We start from the raw sequence: 21,015 nt of genomic DNA, 5'->3' as shown, positions 1-21,015 counted from the left end.
CCGAAGAAGCACGCCCCAGCCCGCCGTTTTCCTCTGATTCCGAGGGGATAGCGACGTCCCACTAGCCTGTTAAAAGGGTACAAACCGTCACCTTTAGTGACATTCAGGGGGCTCGAAGGTGACTCGCCCCATAGGACCCACGTCACGTCCGAGCGAGGTTCGTAGGCCTCCAGACCGCCGCCACGATGGGCGCACAGGGGGCCCTACCTGCATAAAGCGCCTCCCCGTGAACCGGGGGTCGTGGGTCCCCCGCTGCGAGGCTCCCTAGTAGGAGGGGTCGTTGCCAGGCCCGGGGGACGCCGGTAGAACTGGATGAGTCGCCGAGCGGTACGGGTGTTTCTCCCCGCCGCTGACGAACCCCTCTCCCTCGCGTGAGTGGCTCACGCATGCCTCCGGCATGCCGCGACCGCCCTTGTCCCCTTTGGAAGGTTCCTCTGTGTCCAACTCCGTCATCCGCCGCATCGCCGCTTCGAAGAAGACCCTCGCGGGTGCCGTCGTCGCCCTCGGTGCCGCCGGTTCCATGCTCGCCACGGTTCCCGCCCAGGCGGCGGCCCCGACGAGCGCCAAGGCGATCGCCCAGCAGATGATCAAGGACCCGGCGCAGTTCGCGGCCTTCAACAACATCGTCTCCCGTGAGAGCGGCTGGGATCACACCGCCACGAACTCCTCCTCGGGCGCGTACGGCCTGGTCCAGGCCCTGCCGGCCTCGAAGATGGCCTCGGCCGGCGCCGACTGGAAGACCAACCCGGCCACCCAGATCAAGTGGGGTCTGGACTACATGAACTCCCGCTACGGCAGCCCCGTCGGTGCGTGGAACTTCTGGCAGGCCCACCACTGGTACTAAGCCGTCACAGACACCAGACGTACGAAGACGCTCGACCGGACTTTCCGGTCGGGCGTCTTCGCGTTGCGGCCTCCCGCCTGGGTTCAGCGACTGAGCCGGTCAGCTGTTCCTACAACCATCCGTGACCGCGTGACGACAGACGGAAGCCCCGGCATCGCGGCGCGTGATCATCCGGTTTGCCGGGTATGGACTGCGACGGAAGTGAGTGCTGTGCCACAAGGAGCTGCCCATGTCGACCGACGCGATCGTGATGCTGAGGGAAGGCCACAAGGAGCTCAGGCGGCTGATGCGCTCCTACCGGGTCGAGGGCAGTACCGAGGCCGTGGGGCCCTTTCTGCGCGCGCTGACCGTGTACGGGTACCTGGAGCGCGAGGGCATGTACCCCCGCGTGGTCGTGCTCCTGCCGGAGACCGAGCCGGACGTGCTGGGCTTCGTGGAGGAGCACCACATCGCCGATGTGCTGGCCGCGGAGCTGTACGACATGCGCCCCGACGCGGTCGCCTTCGACGCCAAGACCCGCCTGCTGATGGACATCGTCGAGCGGCACATGGACGCGGAGGAGCACCGGTGGTTCCCGCGGGTACGGGCCGCCGTCGGCCGCCGGGACCTCCAGGAGATCGGCGCCTGGCTGACCAGGCTCGCCGACCGGGCCCCGCAGCGTCCGCACCGCCCGTCCTCGCAGGTGATGTGGGACACCGTGGCCGCGTGACGGACCACGGCTGAGCGTCAGGTCAGTCAGCCGGGCGCAGGTCGGTCACGAGGCGGAAGCGCTCCAGGACCACCGGGGTCTCGTCGTCCACGGTGAACCCCGGGTCCTCCAGGGCCGCCCGCATCTCGGCGCTGTGCCAGAAGCTCTCATGGTTGGCCCGCCATCCGGCGACGCTGGTGTCGCCTTCCCCCTCGTCCACCACATGGGCGAGGTCCACCTCGGCGAGCGGCACCACACGTACACCGGTGACCTCGATGACCGCGACCGGACGGCCGTCCGAGTCGACGACCACCGCTCGGCTCCCGACGGAGGGCAGCGGGTCCCCTGCGTGCTCGTAGTCGATCACGAGTCCGGTCGTGGAGGTCTTGGAGCCATCGAGGATGGCCGCGACGAGCTGGTCCCGCAGCGGGCCGGGGAAGGCGAACTCGGCCCGGGGCAGCGAGGCGATGTCGTCGGAAGGAACGGCGCCGGTGGTCATGCCGCCACAGTAGCGAGCGCCGCCCGATCCGTCCCGCCCATTACGGGGGGCGGCTCCCGCCTCGTACGACGGGAGCCGCGGCCCGCGCTACTCGCTCTTGCAGGCGCTGACGTTGTCGCTGGTGCCGGGCACGGCCGCGGCCCGGGCCGCCTGGAAGTTGGCCTCGAACGCGCTGTAGACGGAAGGCGTGGTGATACGCAGCATCGCCTCGTCGTTGTCGCGCAGCGCCGGACCGCTCCAGTTGTGGCTGCCGGTCCACATCAGCTTCTGAACGGTACCCGCGTACATGCCGTCCACCATCACGTTCTTGGAGTGCACGATGCGGTTCGGGGTGGCGCTGTCGGCGTCGTCGTCGTGCTGGTAGCAGCGGTTGGTGATGCCGGAGACCCCGTGCAGGGCGTTCCACGTCCCGGTGTCGGTCTCACTGTAGACGAGGTCCACCAGACACCCGGCCCCGGCGAGCGCGCGCAGCTTGTCGGCCACGGCCTGACGGCTGATCTTCAGCATGGCGGCGTGGACGGTCGTGCGGTGGGCGCCCGCGGTGTCGGTCCAGCGGCAGGTGATGTTGTCCAGCGCGTTCACCACGGTGTCAGTGGTGTCATCGGTGCCCGCGCGCGGGAAGAAGTAGTACTTGTAGTCACCCGCGTTGCCGTACGTGTACGACCAGGCGCCGCGGTTCTGCGCGGGCAGCTTGTCGAAGTAGGAGAGATAGCCGCCGTACAGCTCGGTGTTCCCCACGACGGTGACCGAACTGTTCCAGTAGCGCGCGTAGTTGGACGGCGTCAGGTTCGAGGTGAGCTGCACCACGACGTTCTTCTGGGCCCCGCCGCCGACGCTGCCGGCCAGCAGGAACTTGTTGTGGTTGATGCCGGTGCCCGCCGGGCCCAGACAGGAGCTGCCGGTGGCGCACAGCTTCACGTACGAGCTCTTCGTGGTGTCCGATCCGAGAGCGTTCAGCAGAATGTCGTACGCCGCCGGGAAGTCGCGGGTGCTCGCGTCCAGGACCACCTTGACGCTGATGCCGCGATCCGTCTTGGCAGCGACCAGTTCGTTCGCGACGGTCTCGTCCCACAGGTGGTACATGGCCAGCCGCAGCGAGGTTCCGCTGTCGGCGTTGGCGACGACGGACCGGACCTGGCCGCGGATGGCCTGCTGGGCCGCGCTGTCCCCGGTCGGATCGTTGAACACCGGCCCCGTGGTGACGGTGGCGGCGCTCGCGGTGTCCACGGGCCCCACGAGCATCCCAGTGAGCACCCCCGTGGCGACGGCGAACGCGCCGACGGCGGTACGCAGTCGGCCGGGTATACGGATGAGCTGCATGTCCCTCCCCTGTGAGATCCAGAAATCCCGCGCATCCTAAGCCCTCGTCAGAGACCACCCGCCACTCGACCGCTCCGGTTCGTTTGGCGCGCGTGGCCGGGGTACCCGGGCCCGGAAAGCCGCACAGGCGGACGCCGAACCACCGACAGCGGAGGCTCATATGGCCGGCACGAAAGACACCAGCGGTCCCACCGGCACTCCGGACAAGGACTACAACCTCGTCTGGTACGTCGAAGCGTGTCTGAGCAACGCCCTGCGCCTGGAGACGTACATTCAGGACGCGGAGCGCGAGAAGGACACCGAAGTCGCGGATCTGTTCCGCCGCGCGCAGGCCGACAGCCGCAAGGGCGCGGACCTGGGCAAACAGCTTCTTCGCAACCGTCTGAAGGGCTGAGCCAGGCGCAGCCGCCGATCCCGAAGGGAGCGAGCCGATGGGCGCGCGCACGAACCGCAGCGGCACGGATCTGCTCGGTATCTATCTCAACGACCACCTCGCCGGTGCCACGCTGGGCGTACGCCGGGCGCGGTCCCTGGTCGAGGCCGACTCCGAGCGGGCTCCCGCACTCGCCGACGAGGTACGGCCCGTCGCCGACGAGATCTCCGAGGACCGGGCGGCCCTGCTGGACATCATGCGGCGACTCGACGTTCCCGTCCGCCGTTACAAGGTCGCCGCGGGGGCGCTGGCCGAAACGGTGGGCCGCTTGAAACCCAACGGGCGGCTCGTACGCCGCTCGCCGCTCACGTCCCTGGTGGAGCTGGAACTGCTGCGCCTGGGCGTCGAGGGGAAGGCGGCGCTCTGGCGCAGCCTGCGCCAAGTGGCCGACGGCGACAGACGCCTGGACGGCGCGCAGCTCGACGACCTGCTCGAACGCGCCGAGCGGCAGCTGGACACACTGGAGCAGCTGCGTCTGCGGCAGGCGGCCGAGACCTTCGAGCGCGGCGACGTCCGGCTCCCGGGGTAGGAGTGCGGACCGCCGCCCCGTGGGGCACGGGACTGACGGTCGGCCTGGTTCTCGCCGTACTCGCGCTGCTCGCCGCCGCGCTGGTGGCGGTCGTCCTGACGGTACGGCTGGTCCGGGCCCGCAAGATCCTGCGGGACGCCGGTGTCCCGCTGACGCACAAGGCCGCCTACTGGGGCGCCTTGGTGTATGTGATCAGCCCGGTGGACCTGCTGCCCGACCCCGTGTACCTGGACGACATAGGCGTACTGCTCCTGGCGCTGCGCAGCTTGCAGGCCGCGGCGGCGTCGCGGGGGAGCGCCCGGCCGGACTAGGGCCTGTCCGATGGGTCCGGCTTCAGACGGGCTTGCGCCATACCGAGATGTGCTTGGCGGAGTCCTGGGTGAAGGGCGCCCCGTCCCAGTCCGCCACCCGGCGCTCCAGCTCCAGCCCGGCGAGCCGGGCCATCAGGTCGAGCTCGGCCGGCCAGGCGTACCGGTGCCGGGAGTTGGCGCGGCGGTAGCCGTCGCCGTCGCGCGTGAAGTGGTGCGAGACGAGGATCTGCTCGACCAGGTCGAAGGTGTCGAAGCCGAGATGCTCTTCGGAGACGTCGAACGGCACCGCGACCTGGCCGGGAGGCAAAAACCGCAGCGGCGGCACGCCCAGCTCGATGACGAACCGGCCACCGGGCGCCAGATGGCGTGCCGCGTTGCGGAAACACGCGACCTGCTCGTCCTGGGTGAGCAGGTTCGTGATGGTGTTGTAGACGAGATAGACCAGGCTGAACTCGCCGGGGACGACGGTGGTGGCCATGTCCCCGATGGTCACCGGCAGGCTGTCCGCGTCGGCCTTGCGGCGCAGGACCGCCGCCATGTGCTCGGACAGTTCGATACCCGCCACCTGTACGCCGCGCTCCCGCAGCGGCACGCCCACCCGCCCGGTCCCGATGGCGAACTCCAGTGCCCGGCCGTCCCCGGCGAGCTCGGCCAGGAAGGCGAGCGTCGGTCCGAGCACGGCGGGCGAGGAGAGCTCGCTCTCCTCGGCGTCGTAGCGCTCGGCGGTCGCACGGGTCCACAGCTCACTGCTCGTCACGGTCGGCCACTGTGCCGGGTGCCGAGCGCGGCTGTCGACGCATTTGTCGCGCCCGGTGATCACATCCCCTCGTGACCCCCCGGGACCGCCGCCGTTCGGGTGTATTCGCACTTCCCGGGAATGAGGTGGGCCGATCCGCTGTTCGTGCTGGTCATGAAGGCAATTGTGCTGGAGAAGTACGGCTCTGCTGATGATCTACGCCTGACGGACGTGCCCGATCCGAAGGTGGCGCCCGGCGAGGTCCTGATCCGGGTGAAGGCGGCCGGGGTCAACCCGGTCGACTGGAAGGTGGCCGCGGGCTATCTCGACCCGATCATGGAAGTCGGGTTCCCGCTGATCCCGGGGTGGGACGTCGCGGGCGTGGTGGAAGCGGTCGGCCTGGACGTGCCCGAGTACCAGGTGGGCGACGAGGTCTTCGGCTATGTGCGCAAGGACTGGGTGCAGCAGGGCGCGTACGCGGAGCTCGTCGCCGCGCCCGTACGGTCCGTGGCGCGCAAGCCCGCCGCGCTGAGCTGGGAAGAGGCGGCCGGGGTGCCGCTGGCGGGGCTGACCGCCTACCAGTCCGTCCAGCGGGCCGGGGTGCGCGCGGGCGAGACGGTGCTGGTGCACGCGGCCTCCGGCGGTGTCGGGGCGTTCGCCGTGCAGATCCTGGTGGACCTCGGCGCCCGGGTGATCGGTACCGCGAGCGAGCGGAACCACGAGTTCCTGCGGGGGCTCGGCGCTGAGCCCGTGACGTACGGGGACGGCCTGGAGGACCGCGTACGCGAGCTCGCGCCGCAGGGCGTGGACGCGGCGCTCGACTTCGTCGGGGGCGGCGTCGTCGATCTGTCGCAGGCGCTGCTCAAGCAGCGGGAGCGGATGGTGTCCATCGCCGACCAGGCCGCTGTCGAGCAGGGCGGGCACTCGCTCTGGGTGCGCCCGGACCCCGAGGACCTCGCGGAGCTCGCCCGGCTCGCGGACGCCGGGAAGCTGAAGGTGAACGTCGAGCGCACCTTCCCGCTGGCCGAGGCGGCGGACGCCTGGCGTCTGAACCAGGAGGGCCGGACCCGAGGCAAGATCGTCCTGACCGTCTGACATCGCGTCACGCGCCTAAGCGTCGTCCCGTCGGGGTCACGTCGGCGTACCACCTCGCCCGCCGGGCCGGGGTCGGTACGCCGCCGCGACCGGGCGCGGCAAGGCGCGGACCGGTCTGCTGATAGAACTCCTGTGTCGTCCCCACCCCAGGCACCACAGGAGGTCCCACCCATGCCCAGCATGGACCCCGGCACGGCGTCGCCCCGTCTGAGCCGCCGAAGCCTGCTCGACCGCGCGGCGTTCGGCACCGCCGGACTCGCGGCCACCGGTCTGGCGTCCGCCACCGTGCTGGGTGCGCAGCCCGCCAGCGCCGCCACGCCGTCCGGCACCTGGAAGGTGTACTACGTCGACAGTTCGGCGGGGACCACGGAGGCGCCGGTCCAGGCCGCGCTGAACGCCGCCAAGAGCGCGGGCGGCGGGCACGTCGTCGTGGGCCCGGGCACCTGGACCATCGGCGCGTACCTGCGGATCGGCGCCGACACCCGGCTGACGCTCACCCCGGGCACCACGTTCCGGCGCACCGGGACCACGCAGTTCATGCTGATGAACGGCACATGGGGGGACACGGCCGGCGGCTCCGGCTACAGCGGCCCGGGGAACATCGTCGTCGAGGGCGGGGTGTGGGACGTGGCCGGCCCGCAGCCCGCCGACGACGACCAGGGCTGGATGGGGATATCCATCTGGCACGCCACCGATGTGACCATCCGCGATCTGCGCGTGGTGAACGTCTCCAACTGGCACGCCGTGGAGTTCGGCGCCGTACGCAACGGCCGCGTTGAGAACTGCCGCTTCAGCGGCTGGACCGGCACCGCCAACCGGATCTCCTGGGGAACCGAGGCCGTCCAGCTGGACAGCGCCCGGGTCGGCGGAACTGTCATCGGCGCCGAGGACGGCACCGCCTGCTCCGACATCGTCGTCCGCGACAACTACTGCGGCTCGGGCAGCACGGTCGGCGGCGTCACCTACGGCGCCTTCCCCACCCTGGTCGGCTCCCACGGCTTCGACGCCCGCAACTCCCATGAGCGCGTCCAGATCGTCAGCAACACCGTCCACGGCAGCCGCTCGTTCGCCATCCACCCCTACGCGACCAACCAGACCGTCGTCGCCGACAACACGATGGACGACTGCTTCGGCGGCATCCGCGCGACCTACGCCAACTCCGGCGGCGCGGTCGCGGGTTTCCAGGACCTGGTCGTCACCGGCAACATCATCCAGGGCGCGGGCGCCAAGGACCGTGGCATCGACGTCATGGGCGGCAGCGCGAGCAGCGGCACATCGGCCTCGCGTGTCGTCATCTCCGGCAACGTCGTGGCTGGCGCCGTCGCGGCCGGGATCCGGGCGTACTACGCCCCCGACGCGCTGATCAGCGGGAACACCGTCTCCGGCAGCAACGACAAGGGCATCCACGTGGACTCCTCGCCGGGCTGCGCGGTGACCGGCAACGTGGTGCGCAACGGCCCCAACGGCGTCACCGTGGCCTCCTCGGCCAACACCCTGGTCAACGGGAACAGCCTGCTGGGCACCACCACGCCGATCGCCGTGAGCGCGGCCGACAGCCCGGGTTGCCTGATCACGGCCAACCTGCCGGTCTGAGGCGCCGGCACACGCTTTCCGCCATCCGGTGTCGCCATCCGGTTTTGCTGTCCGGTTTCGCTGTCCGCAGGCCGGGCTTCACGGATCGTGATCTTGCTCTGTACGCTCGCGGCGAGGGCACGACGGCAGGGCCGTCGTCGACATCGAGGAGAGGGGCCGCGATGGACCGGACCGTGACGAAGCTGCCCAGCACCGGCCGGGGCGTCCTGGTCACCGGAGCCTCCCGGGGCATCGGGCGGGCCGTGGCCGCCGCCTTCGCCCGAGCCGGTGACCGGGTGGCCGTCCACTGCTCCACGGTCGGGCCGGACGCCGAGGCGACCCTGGCCGCGCTGGAGGGCGAGGGGCACGTACTGATCCCGGCGGACCTCGCGGACCCGGACAGCGTCGAGGAACTGGCGGCCCGCGCCGAGGAGGCGCTCGGCGGGGTGGACGTCCTGGTCAACAACGCCGCCGTGATGGTGGCCCACCCGCTGGCGCAGACCTCGTACGAGCAGTGGCAGCAGGCCTGGCGGCAGACCGTCGACGTCAACCTTCTCGGCCCCGCCCACCTCAGCCACCGTGTGGCGAGCCGCATGGTCGAGGCGGGCCGCGAGGGGCGGATCGTCAACATCGGTTCGCGCGGCGCCTTCCGGGGCGAGCCCGACCACCCCGCCTACGGCGCCACCAAGGCCGCCCTGCACGCCTTGGGCCAGTCCCTCGCGGTCTCGCTCGCCCCGCACGGTATCGCCGTGGCGTCCGTCGCCCCCGGCTTCGTCGCCACCGAGCGGGTCGCGGGCCGTCTGGAGGGGCCCGAGGGGGAGGGCATCCGGGCCCAGAGCCCCTTCGGGCGCGTCGCCGAGGCGGACGAGATCGCGGCCGCCGTGCTCTATCTGGCCTCCCCGCAGGCCATGTGGAGCTCGGGTACGGTCCTCGACGTCAACGGGGCCTCGTACTTGAGGACCTGACCTGCTGTCGTACGTAGGAGCCCACCCATGCACCACTTCGATGTCGAGTCACTGCCCGCGGGCCAGTGGCGCAACGGCGGCGGCACGACCAGGGAGATCGCCTCCCGGCCCTCGGGCACCGATGTCTTCGGGTGGCGTGCGAGCGTCGCCGACATCACCCGGGGCGGGCCGTTCTCGGCGTTCCCCGGGGTGGACCGGACGCTCACCCTCCTGACGGGAGACGGTGTGCGGCTGACGTGCCCCGGGGTGTTCGACCGGGTGCTGGCGCGCGCGGGGGAGCCGTTCGGCTTCTCCGGCGACCTCGACCTGGTCGCGGAATTGCCGGGAGGACCCTGCCGGGTGCTCAACCTCATGGCCCGGCGCGGGAGTTGGACGGCCCGGGTGGAGCGGGTCACAGATCCCGTCGTGCCGCGCCCGGGGCACTCCGGGGTGTTCTATGTGCTGCGCGGCACCTGGCAGGACGAGTCAGCCAGCCCTGCCCTGAGGCCGGGTCAGGGCGGGTGGTGGGACGGAGACGACGCGGCGCCGGGGGGAGCGCTCGTACCGCTCTCGCCCGACGCCGCCGCCCTGTGGGCGGATGTCGCTCCGGTGGAGTGACCCCCGGTCAGCCGGCCGCCGCCTGGACGCTGCTCTCGGTCGGGGCCGGGTGGATGGTCTCGGCCGGCGGGTTGGCGGTGCGCCGCGCCCAGACCCCGTACAGCACCGCGGTGACCGCCAGGCCGACGATCCACGAGATGTCGGCGCCGTCGAGCTTCTTGGTGAGCGCACCGGTGTACAGCTTGGTGGCCAGGAACGGGATCTGTACGGCGACGCCGACGACATAGCAGGTCAGCGCGGTGACGTTCCAGCGCCCGTAGCGGCCGTCCGGGTCGTACAGGGCCGGGATGTCGACGCGTTCGCGGGAGAGCAGGTAGTAGTCGACCAGGTTGATCGCGCTCCACGGGGTGAACACCGTCAGGAGCAGCAGCACGAAGTTCTTGAAGTTGGTGAGGAAGTCGTCGCTGGCGGCGAGCGCGATGACCATGGACACCGCGATGAAGCCGACGATGTAGGCGGCGCGTGCCGCGGCCGAGATACGTGAGCGGCGGTCGAACGCGGTGACGGTGGTCAGGATCGACATGAAGCCGCCGTAGGCGTTCAGGCAGTTGACGGTCAGCTTGCCCACCACGATCACCAGGTAGATCAGGAACGCGAGGAACGCCGGGCCGGCCAGGTCGCCGAGGAAGCCCACCTGGTCGGGCAGGAAGGCCTTGCCCGCGACGGCGGCGGTGAGCGCGCCCAGCGTCATCGCCCACTGGGATCCGATCACGGAGCCGAGGAAGGTGGACCAGAACGTCGCGCGGGCGCTGGTGTCGCGCGGCAGATAGCGCGAGTAGTCGGCGACATAGGGGCCGAAGGTGAGCTGCCAGCCCGCCCCGAGTCCCACGGCCAGCAGGAAGGTCGCCGCCTCGAACCCCTTGTCGCCGACGTGCGCGCCGACGTCGTACTGCGTGAACAGCCGCACCACCAGGTAGCCGAGGCCGAGCGCCCCGACGACGGTCGCGATGCGGCCGGCGAGGTGGATGAGGCGGTAGCCGGTGACGGCGACGACGGTGGTCAGGGCCCCGAAGACGAGGATCCCGGCGTCGGTGTCGATGTGCAGCAGTTTCGACATCGCCTGCCCGGCCAGCACGCTGCCGGTCGCGGCGAAGCCCAGGTACATGAGGATCACCAGCAGCAGCGGCAGCACGGCGCCGTACACACCGAACTGCGCGCGACTGGAGATCATCTGCGGTACGCCGAGCCGGGGTCCCTGCGCGGAGTGCAGCGCCATCACGACGCCGCCGAGGATGTTGCCGATCAGCAGCGCGGGTATCGCCCAGAGCGCGTCGGCGCCGAAGACGACCGACAGCGCGCCGTCGACGATCGCGGTGATCTGCATATTGGCGCCGAACCAGAGGGTGAACTGGCTGCGCGGCGTGCCGTGCCGCTCGCTGTCCGGGACGGGTTCGATGGTCCGCCGCTCCACCGCGAGACGGTCCCCAGGAGTGTGTGGTTCGGGCATCTCGACGACCTCTCCCCGCAGCTGATCCGGCGGAGCAGGACGGACTCCGCCGTTGACCCTGGTTGGGCTGCGCCGAATCTGGCATGGGGATCAACAAACATCAAGATCTTGAATGGCAAATTTCACAACCGGGGCTGACGGGTGGGCCGCAGCTCAGACCGTGCGCGTCAGCTGCGCGGCGCCGAAGGAGACGTCGAAGCGGTCGCACCAGATGCTGACACTGGTGTAGACGGCCAGGTCGAGGTCGGCCGGCAGGTCGTAGTTCTGGTCGCCCTTGTTGCCCTTCAGCTTGCCGAGGCTGACGTGCTTGCCGTCGTCGAAGACCCGCCAGCCCGCCGTGCCCTTCTTCACCGGGGCGTCGGTGATCAGCACCCGCAGGTCGGGGCCGTTGCTGGTGTCGAGTCCCTCCAGGCGCAACGTGCGCTTGCCACCGGGGAGCTGGAGGATGCGCACGGTCCCCTTCGTCGTGTGCTCGTGGCTGATCAGCTCGCCGGTCGCGAGGACGGACGGCCCGGGCCGCGCGCCGGCCGTGGGTGCGGCGGCGGGCAGTGCGTCGTGGACCGTCTCGTCCACCCAGAGCTTCCACGGCTGGAACCAGTACAGGCCGACGGCGAGCAGCAGTACCGCGACCCCCGACAGGGCGATCCCCAGGGGCTTTCGCAGGAAGGCAGCGAGGGCAGTGACCGCGCGCATGAATCCACCTCTCCATCCTCGTTCGAAGAGGTCGTCCCTCTCTCTTGCGTCCAGCTAAGCGGAAGCGGGGGGTGTTCGGGCCCTCGCGCTGATGACGAAAGCCTTACGGCAAGGCGGGTGCATCCGTGGACGGGCGCGTGTCCATCGTCCCCAAGGCTCGTTCACAGGTCATGAGGAAGATCACCACTGTCTCGGTCCTGACCCTGTCCGTTCTGGGGCTGGCCGGTTCGGCTCAGGCCCACGCCGTCCCCACGGCTGCCCCCGCGACGCCTTCGCAGGTGAACTCGGGGCCGCCGTTCGCGTACGCGGACTGCATCGACGCCGCCGTGAAGCAGAAGCACGAGACCCCGAGCCACGCCAAGTGGCACTGCGACCTGCTGGTGCAGAAGGGCTGGGTCAGGCCGCGCACGCACTGACCACCCGTCTTTGACGGTTCGTGCCTCTCCCGGCGTCACCGCCCCCGCACTCACCGGCCGACGTCCTCCTGGGGCAGACGGTCGGTGCGGCCGTCGGGGGCGGTGCGGGCCAGGCCCGTCCGGTAGGCGATGACGACGAGTTGCGCCCGGTCGCGGGCCTCCAGCTTCGTCATGGCGCGCTGCCCATGGGCGCGGACGGCGAAGGGGCTGAAAAACATCCGCTCGTCCGGCGACGCGTGGACGAGGAGGCACGTCAGTTCGTGGAACGGCAGCTTCCTCATCTCTATGAGGAGGGCGGGCGGACGGCGGCCGAGGCTCTGGGCGTGTGACCTTCGCCTGGACCACGTTTCACCGTGACGCTCTTCAGTCGCTCGCGGCGGACTCCTACGCAGACTTCCTGCGCCGATCCGAAGAGGCCCAACGGATGGCTGGCCAGTTCTACTGTGCCGCACGGCAGGCAGCACGTCGGGAGGTGCCGTTGCTGGCCGCAGGCAAGATGACCGCGAAGCAGGCTGCCAGGAACTTCGCGAACCGACTCGCCGCCGATCACGGACTTACGTACGTGATCTACCGCAGCGGGCGCGCGTCCCAGTGCGCGCCTGGGCGGAGGCCGCCACCCTCGCGAAGTCAGCCGTCGCCTACAACGCCGGCACCTTGAATAGGACCCGCACCGCCGGAGTTCGCGTGGTCGAAGTCTTCGACGCGTCTGATTGCGGATGGACCTCCCACCAGGACCCGGACAAGGCCAACCGGACCTTGCGCAGCATCGACGAAGCTGCGGACTGGCCGATCAGCCACCCGCGGTGCCGTCGCGGATTCGGGCCTCGCCCAGACGTGTACGAGACCGCGCTGGTCGGCACGGAGCGGGACTGAGGAATACGCACACCCTTTCACAGCGCATCGACGTTCCCGCCGGAGCTGGGTAACCGGTTCCGACAGTCCAGTACGTATGACGCGTGCGTACGGACCATTTCATAGTCGATGGTGGAGTGGTCGGTCAGCAGTACCACCGCGTCGGATGCGGCGATCTCGTCGGCAGTAGCCGTCACTCGGAGGAGGCGTGGATCGGTGAGGAGGTGGTCCGTGACGTGGGGGTCCGCACCCCATACCTCGGCGCCCAGGTCGATTAGCAGCTCGGCGACACGCGCCGAGGGCGACTCGCGGAAGTCGGAGGTGTCGGCCTTGTAGGCCAGGCCGAGGAGCAGGATTCGTGATCCCTTGATGGCCATCCGGCGGTGGTTGAGTGCCTGCGTGAGGCGGCGGACTACGTATTCGGGCATGTGACGATTCACGTCGTTGGCCAGTTCGACGAACCGGAAGGATCGGCCGAGTGCTCGTTCCACCCGCCAGGAGAGGAACGACGGGTCGATGGGCAGGCAGTGTCCGCCCACCCCGGGCCCCGGGGTGAACCGCAGGAAGCCGAACGGCTTCGTGGCGGCTGCGTCGATCACCTCCCATATGTTGATCTCCATCTCGTGGGCGATCATCGCCAGCTCGTTGATCAGCCCGATGTTGACGTGCCGGAAGGTGTTCTCCAGCAGCTTGGTCAGCTCAGCCTCCTTGCACGAAGAGACCGGGACGGTGCGCTCGACCAGCTCCCGGTAGAAGCTGTCCACTGCGCGCAACGATCGCTCGTCGATCCCGGAGATGATCTTTGGTGTGTTTTCCAGCCGCCAGACGGGGTTGCCCGGGTCGATCCGTTCAGGGCTGTACCCGAGGTGGAAGTCGACTCCGGCGAGCAGACCGGAGCCTTTTTCCAGGAGCGCGGCGAGCAGTTCCTCGGTGGTGCCCGGGTAGGTGGTGGACTCCAACACCACGGTGGCACCCGGTCGCAGGTGTGCGGCCAGCGTCTCGCCGGCCGCCTCGATGTGGGAGAGGTCCGGTACGCCGTCGCGCAGAGGAGTCGGCACGGTGATCACCGCCAGGTCGAAGGCAGCCACCGCGTCGGGGGAGGCCGAGGGGCGGTAGGCGCCGCTTACCAGGAGGGGCCGCAGCCGCTCGTTGGGGATGTCCTCGACGTGGGACTCGCCGTTGGTCAGTCTGGCGACTCTGTGCGGATCGATCTCGTACCCGACCACATGATGACCGACCTCGGCGGCCCGTACAGCCAGCGGCAGACCGACATAACCCTGGCCTATGACGACAACATGCATGGACGCTCCTCAGCTCCTGCTTCAATGGACCGTCGTTCCTGGTCTGGCGAGGAGAAGTGCTGTGCCTCTGGTGTCTGTCGTGATGCCCGTGTACAACTCGGCGTCGACCCTGGGCGCAGCCGTGCGGTCAGTGCTCACGCAGACCCACAGCGACCTGGAGCTGCTGATCACTGACGATCAGTCCTCAGACGGCTCCATGGACCTGCTACTCGAGTTCGCCAAGCAGGACGAGCGCGTTCTGCCGCAGACGGCACCTGAGCGGGGCGGAGCGGGCCGGGCCCGCAATCTGGCGATCGAGCGGGCCCGGGGGGATTACGTCGCCTTCCTCGACAGCGATGACATGTGGCTTCCGGAGAAGACCGAGAAGCAGCTCGCCTTCGCGGCCGAGGGCAGTGCACCGCTGACTTTCACCTCGTACTTCAAGATGGACGCCGACTACGCCGGCGAGAGCACCGACTGGGTGCCGAACAGCCGGGTGATCCGCGCACGGGACCACGTGGACTACCGCGCGATGCTCGTACGGGACCACATTGGCGCGCTCACCGCCATGTACGACCGCAATGCGCTCGGGACGCGGCTGATGCCGGAGATGCGGAAGCGACAGGACTACGCTCTGTGGCTGTCGATCATGCGTGACGGGGCGGACGCCCGCGGCCTAGCCGAACCGCTGGCCATCTACCGGGCCCACCAGGCCGGCTCCCTGTCCTCCAACAAGCTGTCGCTGGTCTCCTACAACTGGGAGCTGTACCGCGAACACGAGCATCTGTCGGTTCCTCGGTCGACTCGGGCGCTGGCGGGGGCGGTGTGGCAGTCGCTCCGCAACTCGCGGATCTGAGCCCCCAGAGACCTTCAGCCAGCGACCCGCGCCCGGGGGCCTAGGAAGTCCCCGGGTTCCACGCTGCGGAGGAACAGCTGCAGCAGCAGGCGACGATTCTCTGGCGCGACGCGCTCCTGCCCGTCGCCAAGCGCCCGGCGGCCGTGAACCCAGCGGTGTTGGTCCACGATCAGAAGGTCGCCGCGCTGGAGCGTGTAGGAGACTTGGCCCGCGACCATCTGGTCCGCGAGCTCCCTGGCCGCCTGGGCGTGTTCCTCGTCGAGGCCGAGATTGGGCTCAGAGAGCATCTTGGCGGTGAAGCGCACGAAACCGCTGTCCTCGGGTTTCCCGTCCAGGACCGGGAACGGTGTGAACTCCTCGCCGACTTCGCACAGGTCGAAGAATCCTCCGTAGCGGTAGGACACGTCGGCCAGCAGCGCGCGGCGCGATGACGTCAGTCGCCTCACGGCCGCGCGGGCGTCGGAGAGGATACTCGCGCCCGCTCCCAGCGGGTCGGGGCGGACGCACAGGAGCACGGTGTAGTCCGGCGGCCTGGTCGCGTTGACCAGGTCCATGTGGAATGCGTTGTAGCCCGTCCCAGTGGAGAGGCCGGGGTTGGCGTTGAGGTTCGTGCCGATTTCCTTCCACAGGGGCCACCGCTGGAAGGGCTGGAACGGGATCGCCACTTGAGTGAGAACCGCTGTGGCCAAGCGAAGGAACCGTTCCGAGAGCCCGAGCTCCTGGGCTATCCGGTCCAGCCGCACCACCGCGTAGCCGCCTGCCATCCCGTAGAGCTCGGCCAAGAGGCGTCCCATGAACTCGTTGAACAGAGGAGTCGAGTCCAACGCGGCTTGATACTGCTCAAGCGTGGAGTAGGCGAGGAAGGCCCCCTCGACGTCCCAGGCTGGCAGCGCCCGTCCGATCTTGATCAGATCGTTCGCCAGGTCCACCGGCAGATCCATGATGGTGACCTTGCCTTGGTGCTGCTCGCCAGCAGCCCTGTAGCGAGGGGTTAACGGGTCGGCAGGTGGCCCGTTTTCTACGCTGCTGGGTGCAGGCGAATCGGGGAGTCCGAGATCGGTCATATCCGCTTCTCTCCTGTTCGTTGCGGCTGCGGGAGTAGTGCAGGAAACTGGAGCGAGCCTTGGAGGGCAAGGGCCCGCGCCATCGAACGGACGGGGAACTGCCCTTAGGACAGCGCGGTCAACGTCACGGGGTCGTCGCGATTCGGACGCGTCTGCCGCAGGTGCCGGGCCCTGGGCGGAGGGGGCCGGTCAGGGCTACGGCCGTGACCTCTCCTGCGGGGTCGAGGTCCCAGCGCGTTGTTGTACGCCAGTCCATGCGCAGGGCCTCCACGATGGAGTCGGGGTAGCCTCGCCCCACTCGCCCTGGTGGCATACCGTACGGTCCTCGGCTTCCCGGACTCGTGCGTCCGGGAAGCCGGGGCACTGTGCGAGCTGCTCGCGGATCGCGAATGCCAGCCGTAGATCGGTGCAGGCCAGGTAGCCGCCCCGACGAGTGCCGCCCTCCGGGACGGCGAGCAATGACACACCGAACGCCACACCCGCGGCGACAGCCTGGCTGAGCAGCGCGGGGTCGGCGAGACGGGCCCGGTAGTTCGTGTGGTCGCATGCCGTCTCTGCCGCGCAAAGGGCTGGGCTCGGCATGCTCTGCACGTGCCGCCGGGTGCCGGCCGCGGCCCGGCCCCGCATCACCTTCGCTCCCGGGTCACCACAGGGGGAAGATCGAAGTCGCACCACACCGTCTTCGACGCGCTCGTGCCCGCCGCCGTGACACCGCAGTGGTCGCCGTACGCGCGTACCACGAGCATGCCCCGCCCGTTGCACTCCTCCGGGCCCGCCGTCAGGTCCCAGCGCGGTTGGGCCCGGGAGGCGTCGGCGACCTCCACGCGCACCGCACCAGCGCGGCGTACGATCCGTACCCCCATCGTGCCGCCTGCGTGCACCAGCGCGTTGGTGACTAGCTCACTGACCACGAGGCGAACGCGGTCGGTCAGCGCAGGAAGGCCCCAGCTGGTCAATGCGGCCGTGCAGATTTCTCGGCAGCACGCCAGCCACTGGCCGTCTTCCGGCGCCAGACCTTCCGCGCCCGTCCGCCTGAACCAGACCTCGGCTGCCGACAGGTCTGCCTCGCGCTCATGTCCGACCACGGAAAGCGGTGCCGTCGTCGTCGAACACGATAGCGACGGGGCCTTCATTGCTCCGTTCCGCTCGTCGCGGCCCCCTCCAGCGGGGTGGCTGGGGCGGCGAGGGATGCCGGGGGTTGCATCCAAAGTCGTGGGTCCGGGACACGCCGGAACAGTCCGTCGAGGATGGGCAAGGGGGTGACGGAGGCGTCGGTGAGGTTGCGCCGCCGCTCGCGTTCTTGAGCGGTCCTGGTGGTCATTGGGCTCCCCCTTCCGTGACCGGGAGGAGAGCACCGAGCCGTCCGCACAGAGTGACCGCGTCGTCAGCTGTCCGGACCAACGGAACGTCCGTTGGCTCTGCGGTCCCCTCCTGCAGGGTGAGGGGGACTGCGAAGCGGTCAGCCTTCGTCGGTGCGACCTCGGCCTTGTGAGCAAGGCGGAGGTGGCGCTTGGCGGGCGGTAATGCCGGCGTAGTGGGACTCGTCGGTCCGTGACTTGTCGTCATGACCCGTCAAACTAGGGCCACTTTGACCGACCGCCCCTGAGGAAAAATCAGGGCTGAGTAACACTCAGGGTTGTCATATGCCTACGCAGCGAGCCCGATGTGTATGGCGACGGGGCGCAGCTCGTCGCGCCACATGGGCTTCTCACGCTTCAATAGGTCGGCCACAGCTTCCCTGACCAGCGGAGAGAACACAATCTCTTCAGGAGACTGCTTCAGCAGCTTGCCGAGAATGTGGACCGTCGCGTAGTCGTCGTGCTGGATACGGTTGAGGTTCATCACTTCGATCAGGTACCGAGTCCGACGTTCGAGTGGGACTTCCGAGTTGATCTGTACGTGGTCGGCGGCGCGGAGTGCTTCATTCGTGTCGCCTTCTTCCGCCTTGAGATGGACCTCGTGCATGGCAAAGTTCGTCGGACCAAAGCAGGTGTGCCAGTGGTTGAGGTCGGTGCCGATGCGCTCAACGGCCCGCTGTGCGCCGTGGTACAGGTCCCAGGCCCTCGGTCCCTTTGCCGCGCGTACGGCGGCGACCGCGCCTTGCAGGTGCAGCGCCCCATACGCGGACCAGTGCTCAGGGCTGGAGTCGTCGTGAGGCTGGCACTGGGCGATGGTCTGCCGAGCCAGCTCGTAGCTGTCGTCCACGTCCCCGGCGGAGGTGAGGACGCAGGCCAGGTTCCAGGCGGCTGCCGCGAGGAGGGCGGGGTCGCCGGCGGTATCTGCGAGGGCCAGGCCACGGTCGGCCGCGACGCGCGCGAGAGTTGTTTCGCCGACGCGGCGCAGCCAGATCTGGTGGAGGCCGTAGAGGCTGATGAGCTGTCGCAGGATGGCACCCTCCTGGTCTGCCCCGGCGTCCCGAAGCGCGGCGTGTCCCTGACGCAACAGGGCGGGGAGTCGCTCGCCCACGTCGCGGTACCGGCCTTCGGCCTGTGTCTCGTAGACCTGCCAGGCGTCCGTTACGGACGAATCGAAGTCGTCGGCGCTGACTGAGCCGACGCGCTTTGGGAGTAGGGACGTGGGCAGGGAGAGCGTCTGCCGGATGAGCGGTACGTGCTCATGCTCGGTGCCCGCGGTGGAGATTCCGGACACGTAACCGCCCGTAAGGTCCCCCAGGCTGCACCGCAATGCCTTACTGAGCGCGATCAGGAGGGGAAGCCGGTCCAACGGCATCCGGTCATTCTCGATCTTGTAGACCCAGTTCTCTGACCTGCCAATAAGGTCCCCGAGCATCTTCTGGGAGAGGCCTCGGCGCTCACGCCACCACTTCATCCTCTGCCCGATGCTGAACAACTCTCCGTCATACGCCATGGGTTGACCATTCGCCGTAGGGACAGGGCGCTCGTGTCAAGCGTATGTCCCCACAGGTTCGCAAAGGGTGATACTGGTGGCCTCTCCCTCGGGGGGGACTCATCGGTCCCCCGGTCGCCGCGCGGCCGGGGGATCGCGTACGCGGAAGAGCAGAAAGGCAGGGAGACCGTGCCAGCCCCATATCGTGGCCTGATCCTCGACTTCGGCGGTGTACTCACTACCCGCATGAGATTGAACGGGCAGGCGTTCGAGAGGGCGGAGGGGCTGACACCCGGTGCCTACTTCGCGGCCCTGGAGGAGCATCCTGAGGGCGTCGCCATCTATGCGGCGTTGGAGGTCGGACAAGCCACTCAGGAGGACTGGAACCGCGTCATCGGCGGCCTCCTGGGCATCGACCCCACCGACCTGATGCGGCGCGCCCTGGCAAACCTGCACCCGGAGCCCCTGATCGTGGCTGCGGCGCAGCGGGCACGCGCCGCCGGCATCAAGGTGGCCATGCTCAGTAACTCGTTCGGGATCGAGCCGTACAACCCGTACGCAGACAAGGGCATGTGGACGGACTTCTTCGATGCGGTGATCTTGTCGGAACTCGAGGGGGTGCGGAAGCCGTCCTCACTCATCTACCAGCGAGCACTCGACGCCCTGGGGCTGACCGGCCCCGAGTGCGTGTTCGTGGACGACCACGCCGAGAACCTGCCGCCCGCCGAAGCTCTCGGGATACGCACCGTGCACCACACCACGGATCCCGCGGGCACCGCGAGCATCCTGGATTCGCTCCTCCTCGACAGACCCGGCACCCTTCCCTTGGAGCGCAGCTAATTGAACGGGTGAGCGTCGAGCCGGTCAGACGGGCGGTTTGCGGAGCCGAGAGTGCGCGGATTCACGCGCCTTCCACGCTTGCCTGCGGCGCCCGGCCGGACATCGCTCCCGGCCCCGTCCTTCCCTGGTGCACCTGGACCAGCCGCTCGGGTCTCCCGGTGTGGACGCACTCCCGGGCGGTCGACAAGGCGCGGCACTATAGACGGAAGACGGACATCCGTAAACCGAGTCGAAGGAACTGGAGGGTCACCAAGGTGTGAGGTTTAACACGCGGTGACGAATTGCCTTGCGGTGTCGCCTTCCAGCAGAGTCTGGGATCAGTTGGGCCGTGTTTTCCTCGGGAGCTCATGGGGGGAAAGCGGGGCCAAGGGCACGAATACGTCCGTGAGTTCGCGCGTGCGGACACTGCTGGAAGGAAAGCGTGTGAGCCGCAGCTCGGTCCGGGGTTTCGCGGTGGCGTCCGCCACCGCGGTCACCACCGTGGGTGCCATCGTTGGTATCGCCGCAGGCGGCCCGGCGGCCGCCTCGAACGACAACCTCGAAGCGACCGCGGCCGATTCGACGCTCCTCGCGGACATACCCGCCGGCCAGCAGGCCCAGGTGCAGACCGCCTCCCTGACGCAGCAGGCCGACGCGCAGTCCGCGCAGGCGAGCGCCTCGGCGAAGAAGTCCGCCGAGGAAGCCGCTCGTAGACAGGCGGCCCGGGACGCGAAGTCGAAGAAGAACGCCGCCGAGAAGGCCGCGAAGGACCACGACCTGGAGACCCAGGCCGCGAGCCGCTCGACCAGCCGAAGCCCGCTCCAGAACCAGAGCTCCTACTCGATCGCCGAGGTCCAGGCGATCGCCCGGCAGATCGTCCCGGCGGGCCAGTTCCAGTGCTTCAGCAACATCGTGAACAACGAGTCGAGCTGGAACTACCGGGCCGACAACGGCGCCGGCGCATACGGCCTGGTCCAGGCGATGCCGGGCTCGAAGATGAGCTCTGCGGGCGCCGACTGGCAGAGCAACCCGGCCACCCAGGTCAAGTGGGGCCTCAACTACATGAACCAGCGCTACGGCAGCCCGTGCGGCGCCTGGTCGTTCTGGCAGACCCACCACTCGTACTAGCTACTTGACCCGGTGGGTCAGCGG

At 69.0% G+C, this 21,015-nt stretch carries 24 protein-coding genes; 13 read left to right on the top strand and 11 right to left on the bottom strand.

Annotated elements, in window-relative coordinates; translation table 11 throughout:
* Window positions 1–436: 436 nt before the first annotated feature.
* Window positions 437–844 carry an aggregation-promoting factor C-terminal-like domain-containing protein gene (locus tag ABD236_RS07425; RefSeq protein ID WP_344071526.1) on the top strand — a complete coding sequence of 136 codons (408 nt, stop codon included), beginning with the start codon at window positions 437–439 and terminating at the stop codon, window positions 842–844.
* Window positions 845–1,073: 229 nt separating this feature from the next.
* Window positions 1,074–1,553 carry a hemerythrin domain-containing protein gene (locus ABD236_RS07420; RefSeq protein WP_344071524.1) on the top strand — a complete coding sequence of 160 codons (480 nt, stop codon included), beginning with the start codon at window positions 1,074–1,076 and terminating at the stop codon, window positions 1,551–1,553.
* Window positions 1,554–1,575: 22 nt separating this feature from the next.
* On the opposite strand, the gene ABD236_RS07415 is transcribed toward ABD236_RS07420, so the two are convergent.
* Together ABD236_RS07415 and ABD236_RS07410 are read right to left on the bottom strand one after the other, a co-directional pair.
* Window positions 1,576–2,031, bottom strand: a complete 456-nt coding sequence (locus ABD236_RS07415) for an ASCH domain-containing protein (RefSeq protein WP_344071522.1) — start codon at window positions 2,029–2,031, stop codon at window positions 1,576–1,578.
* 87 nt (window positions 2,032–2,118) lie between these two features.
* On the bottom strand, window positions 2,119–3,351 hold the full coding sequence (locus ABD236_RS07410; protein ID WP_344071519.1) for a phospholipase D-like domain-containing protein: 1,233 nt from the start codon (window positions 3,349–3,351) through the stop codon (window positions 2,119–2,121).
* 160 nt (window positions 3,352–3,511) lie between these two features.
* Between ABD236_RS07410 and ABD236_RS07405 the strand changes: the two genes are divergently transcribed.
* The 3 genes from ABD236_RS07405 to ABD236_RS07395 are packed head-to-tail and all read left to right on the top strand — an operon-like array spanning window position 3,512 to window position 4,624.
* A complete protein-coding gene (locus ABD236_RS07405) occupies window positions 3,512–3,745 on the top strand; it encodes a hypothetical protein (protein WP_344071517.1) in 234 nt (77 codons plus the stop codon).
* 37 nt (window positions 3,746–3,782) lie between these two features.
* Complete coding sequence (locus tag ABD236_RS07400; RefSeq protein ID WP_344071515.1) at window positions 3,783–4,313, top strand: hypothetical protein; 531 nt, start codon at window positions 3,783–3,785, stop codon at window positions 4,311–4,313.
* A 32-nt stretch (window positions 4,314–4,345) separates the two neighbouring features.
* Window positions 4,346–4,624: a YkvA family protein gene (locus ABD236_RS07395; RefSeq protein WP_344072238.1), complete on the top strand. Its 279-nt coding sequence runs from the start codon at window positions 4,346–4,348 to the stop codon at window positions 4,622–4,624.
* 22 nt (window positions 4,625–4,646) lie between these two features.
* On the opposite strand, the gene ABD236_RS07390 is transcribed toward ABD236_RS07395, so the two are convergent.
* The gene (locus tag ABD236_RS07390) at window positions 4,647–5,381 is read right to left on the bottom strand and encodes a class I SAM-dependent DNA methyltransferase (protein ID WP_344071513.1); all 735 of its coding nucleotides are present in this window, start codon (window positions 5,379–5,381) and stop codon (window positions 4,647–4,649) included.
* 153 nt (window positions 5,382–5,534) lie between these two features.
* On the opposite strand from ABD236_RS07390, the gene ABD236_RS07385 reads away from it, so the two are divergent.
* The 4 genes from ABD236_RS07385 to ABD236_RS07370 all read left to right on the top strand — a co-directional run bounded on the left by ABD236_RS07385 (window position 5,535) and on the right by ABD236_RS07370 (window position 9,589).
* Window positions 5,535–6,455 (top strand): NADP-dependent oxidoreductase, encoded by a 921-nt coding sequence (locus tag ABD236_RS07385; RefSeq protein WP_344072236.1) that lies wholly within the window; start codon window positions 5,535–5,537, stop codon window positions 6,453–6,455.
* A 171-nt stretch (window positions 6,456–6,626) separates the two neighbouring features.
* A complete protein-coding gene (locus ABD236_RS07380) occupies window positions 6,627–8,048 on the top strand; it encodes a right-handed parallel beta-helix repeat-containing protein (RefSeq protein WP_344071511.1) in 1,422 nt (473 codons plus the stop codon).
* A 161-nt stretch (window positions 8,049–8,209) separates the two neighbouring features.
* Window positions 8,210–8,992, top strand: coding sequence for an SDR family NAD(P)-dependent oxidoreductase (locus tag ABD236_RS07375; RefSeq protein ID WP_344071508.1), 783 nt, complete (start codon window positions 8,210–8,212; stop codon window positions 8,990–8,992).
* Window positions 8,993–9,019: 27 nt separating this feature from the next.
* The gene (locus ABD236_RS07370; protein WP_344071506.1) at window positions 9,020–9,589 is read left to right on the top strand and encodes a HutD/Ves family protein; all 570 of its coding nucleotides are present in this window, start codon (window positions 9,020–9,022) and stop codon (window positions 9,587–9,589) included.
* Between the two features lie 7 nt (window positions 9,590–9,596).
* Here ABD236_RS07370 and ABD236_RS07365 read toward each other — a convergent pair whose 3' ends face one another.
* Together ABD236_RS07365 and ABD236_RS07360 are read right to left on the bottom strand one after the other, a co-directional pair.
* Window positions 9,597–11,036 (bottom strand): purine-cytosine permease family protein, encoded by a 1,440-nt coding sequence (locus tag ABD236_RS07365; RefSeq protein WP_344071504.1) that lies wholly within the window; start codon window positions 11,034–11,036, stop codon window positions 9,597–9,599.
* 153 nt (window positions 11,037–11,189) lie between these two features.
* Window positions 11,190–11,729, bottom strand: coding sequence for a DM13 domain-containing protein (locus ABD236_RS07360; protein WP_344071502.1), 540 nt, complete (start codon window positions 11,727–11,729; stop codon window positions 11,190–11,192).
* A 125-nt stretch (window positions 11,730–11,854) separates the two neighbouring features.
* On the opposite strand from ABD236_RS07360, the gene ABD236_RS07355 reads away from it, so the two are divergent.
* Window positions 11,855–12,145 carry a hypothetical protein gene (locus ABD236_RS07355; RefSeq protein ID WP_344071500.1) on the top strand — a complete coding sequence of 97 codons (291 nt, stop codon included), beginning with the start codon at window positions 11,855–11,857 and terminating at the stop codon, window positions 12,143–12,145.
* Between the two features lie 50 nt (window positions 12,146–12,195).
* On the opposite strand, the gene ABD236_RS07350 is transcribed toward ABD236_RS07355, so the two are convergent.
* Together ABD236_RS07350 and ABD236_RS07345 are read right to left on the bottom strand one after the other, a co-directional pair.
* Window positions 12,196–12,426, bottom strand: coding sequence for a helix-turn-helix domain-containing protein (locus ABD236_RS07350; protein WP_344072275.1), 231 nt, complete (start codon window positions 12,424–12,426; stop codon window positions 12,196–12,198).
* 609 nt (window positions 12,427–13,035) lie between these two features.
* Window positions 13,036–14,298, bottom strand: a complete 1,263-nt coding sequence (locus tag ABD236_RS07345; RefSeq protein WP_344071496.1) for a nucleotide sugar dehydrogenase — start codon at window positions 14,296–14,298, stop codon at window positions 13,036–13,038.
* A 61-nt stretch (window positions 14,299–14,359) separates the two neighbouring features.
* Between ABD236_RS07345 and ABD236_RS07340 the strand changes: the two genes are divergently transcribed.
* Entirely contained in the window at window positions 14,360–15,133 is a 774-nt protein-coding gene (locus ABD236_RS07340) for a glycosyltransferase family 2 protein (protein ID WP_344071493.1), read from the top strand.
* A 14-nt stretch (window positions 15,134–15,147) separates the two neighbouring features.
* Here the strand turns inward: ABD236_RS07340 and ABD236_RS07335 are convergent, their stop codons facing one another.
* From ABD236_RS07335 to ABD236_RS07325, 4 genes are all read right to left on the bottom strand, one after another.
* Window positions 15,148–16,197 (bottom strand): TauD/TfdA family dioxygenase, encoded by a 1,050-nt coding sequence (locus ABD236_RS07335; protein ID WP_344071491.1) that lies wholly within the window; start codon window positions 16,195–16,197, stop codon window positions 15,148–15,150.
* Between the two features lie 195 nt (window positions 16,198–16,392).
* Complete coding sequence (locus ABD236_RS34990) at window positions 16,393–16,779, bottom strand: DUF6302 family protein (protein ID WP_425543847.1); 387 nt, start codon at window positions 16,777–16,779, stop codon at window positions 16,393–16,395.
* Window positions 16,780–16,823: 44 nt separating this feature from the next.
* Window positions 16,824–17,330 carry an ATP-binding protein gene (locus ABD236_RS07330; protein WP_344071489.1) on the bottom strand — a complete coding sequence of 169 codons (507 nt, stop codon included), beginning with the start codon at window positions 17,328–17,330 and terminating at the stop codon, window positions 16,824–16,826.
* Window positions 17,331–17,844: 514 nt separating this feature from the next.
* Entirely contained in the window at window positions 17,845–19,065 is a 1,221-nt protein-coding gene (locus ABD236_RS07325) for a helix-turn-helix domain-containing protein (RefSeq protein WP_344071487.1), read from the bottom strand.
* Window positions 19,066–19,233: 168 nt separating this feature from the next.
* On the opposite strand from ABD236_RS07325, the gene ABD236_RS07320 reads away from it, so the two are divergent.
* Together ABD236_RS07320 and ABD236_RS07315 are read left to right on the top strand one after the other, a co-directional pair.
* Window positions 19,234–19,884, top strand: coding sequence for an HAD-IA family hydrolase (locus ABD236_RS07320; RefSeq protein ID WP_344071484.1), 651 nt, complete (start codon window positions 19,234–19,236; stop codon window positions 19,882–19,884).
* 423 nt (window positions 19,885–20,307) lie between these two features.
* The gene (locus ABD236_RS07315; RefSeq protein WP_344071481.1) at window positions 20,308–20,991 is read left to right on the top strand and encodes an aggregation-promoting factor C-terminal-like domain-containing protein; all 684 of its coding nucleotides are present in this window, start codon (window positions 20,308–20,310) and stop codon (window positions 20,989–20,991) included.
* Window positions 20,992–21,015: the final 24 nt, after the last annotated feature.

This window comes from Streptomyces crystallinus (assembly GCF_039521265.1).
Classification (GTDB): domain Bacteria; phylum Actinomycetota; class Actinomycetes; order Streptomycetales; family Streptomycetaceae; genus Streptomyces; species Streptomyces crystallinus.
The sequence above is the reverse complement of the archived record's forward strand: the minus strand, read 5'-3'. Positions and strand labels throughout refer to the sequence as shown.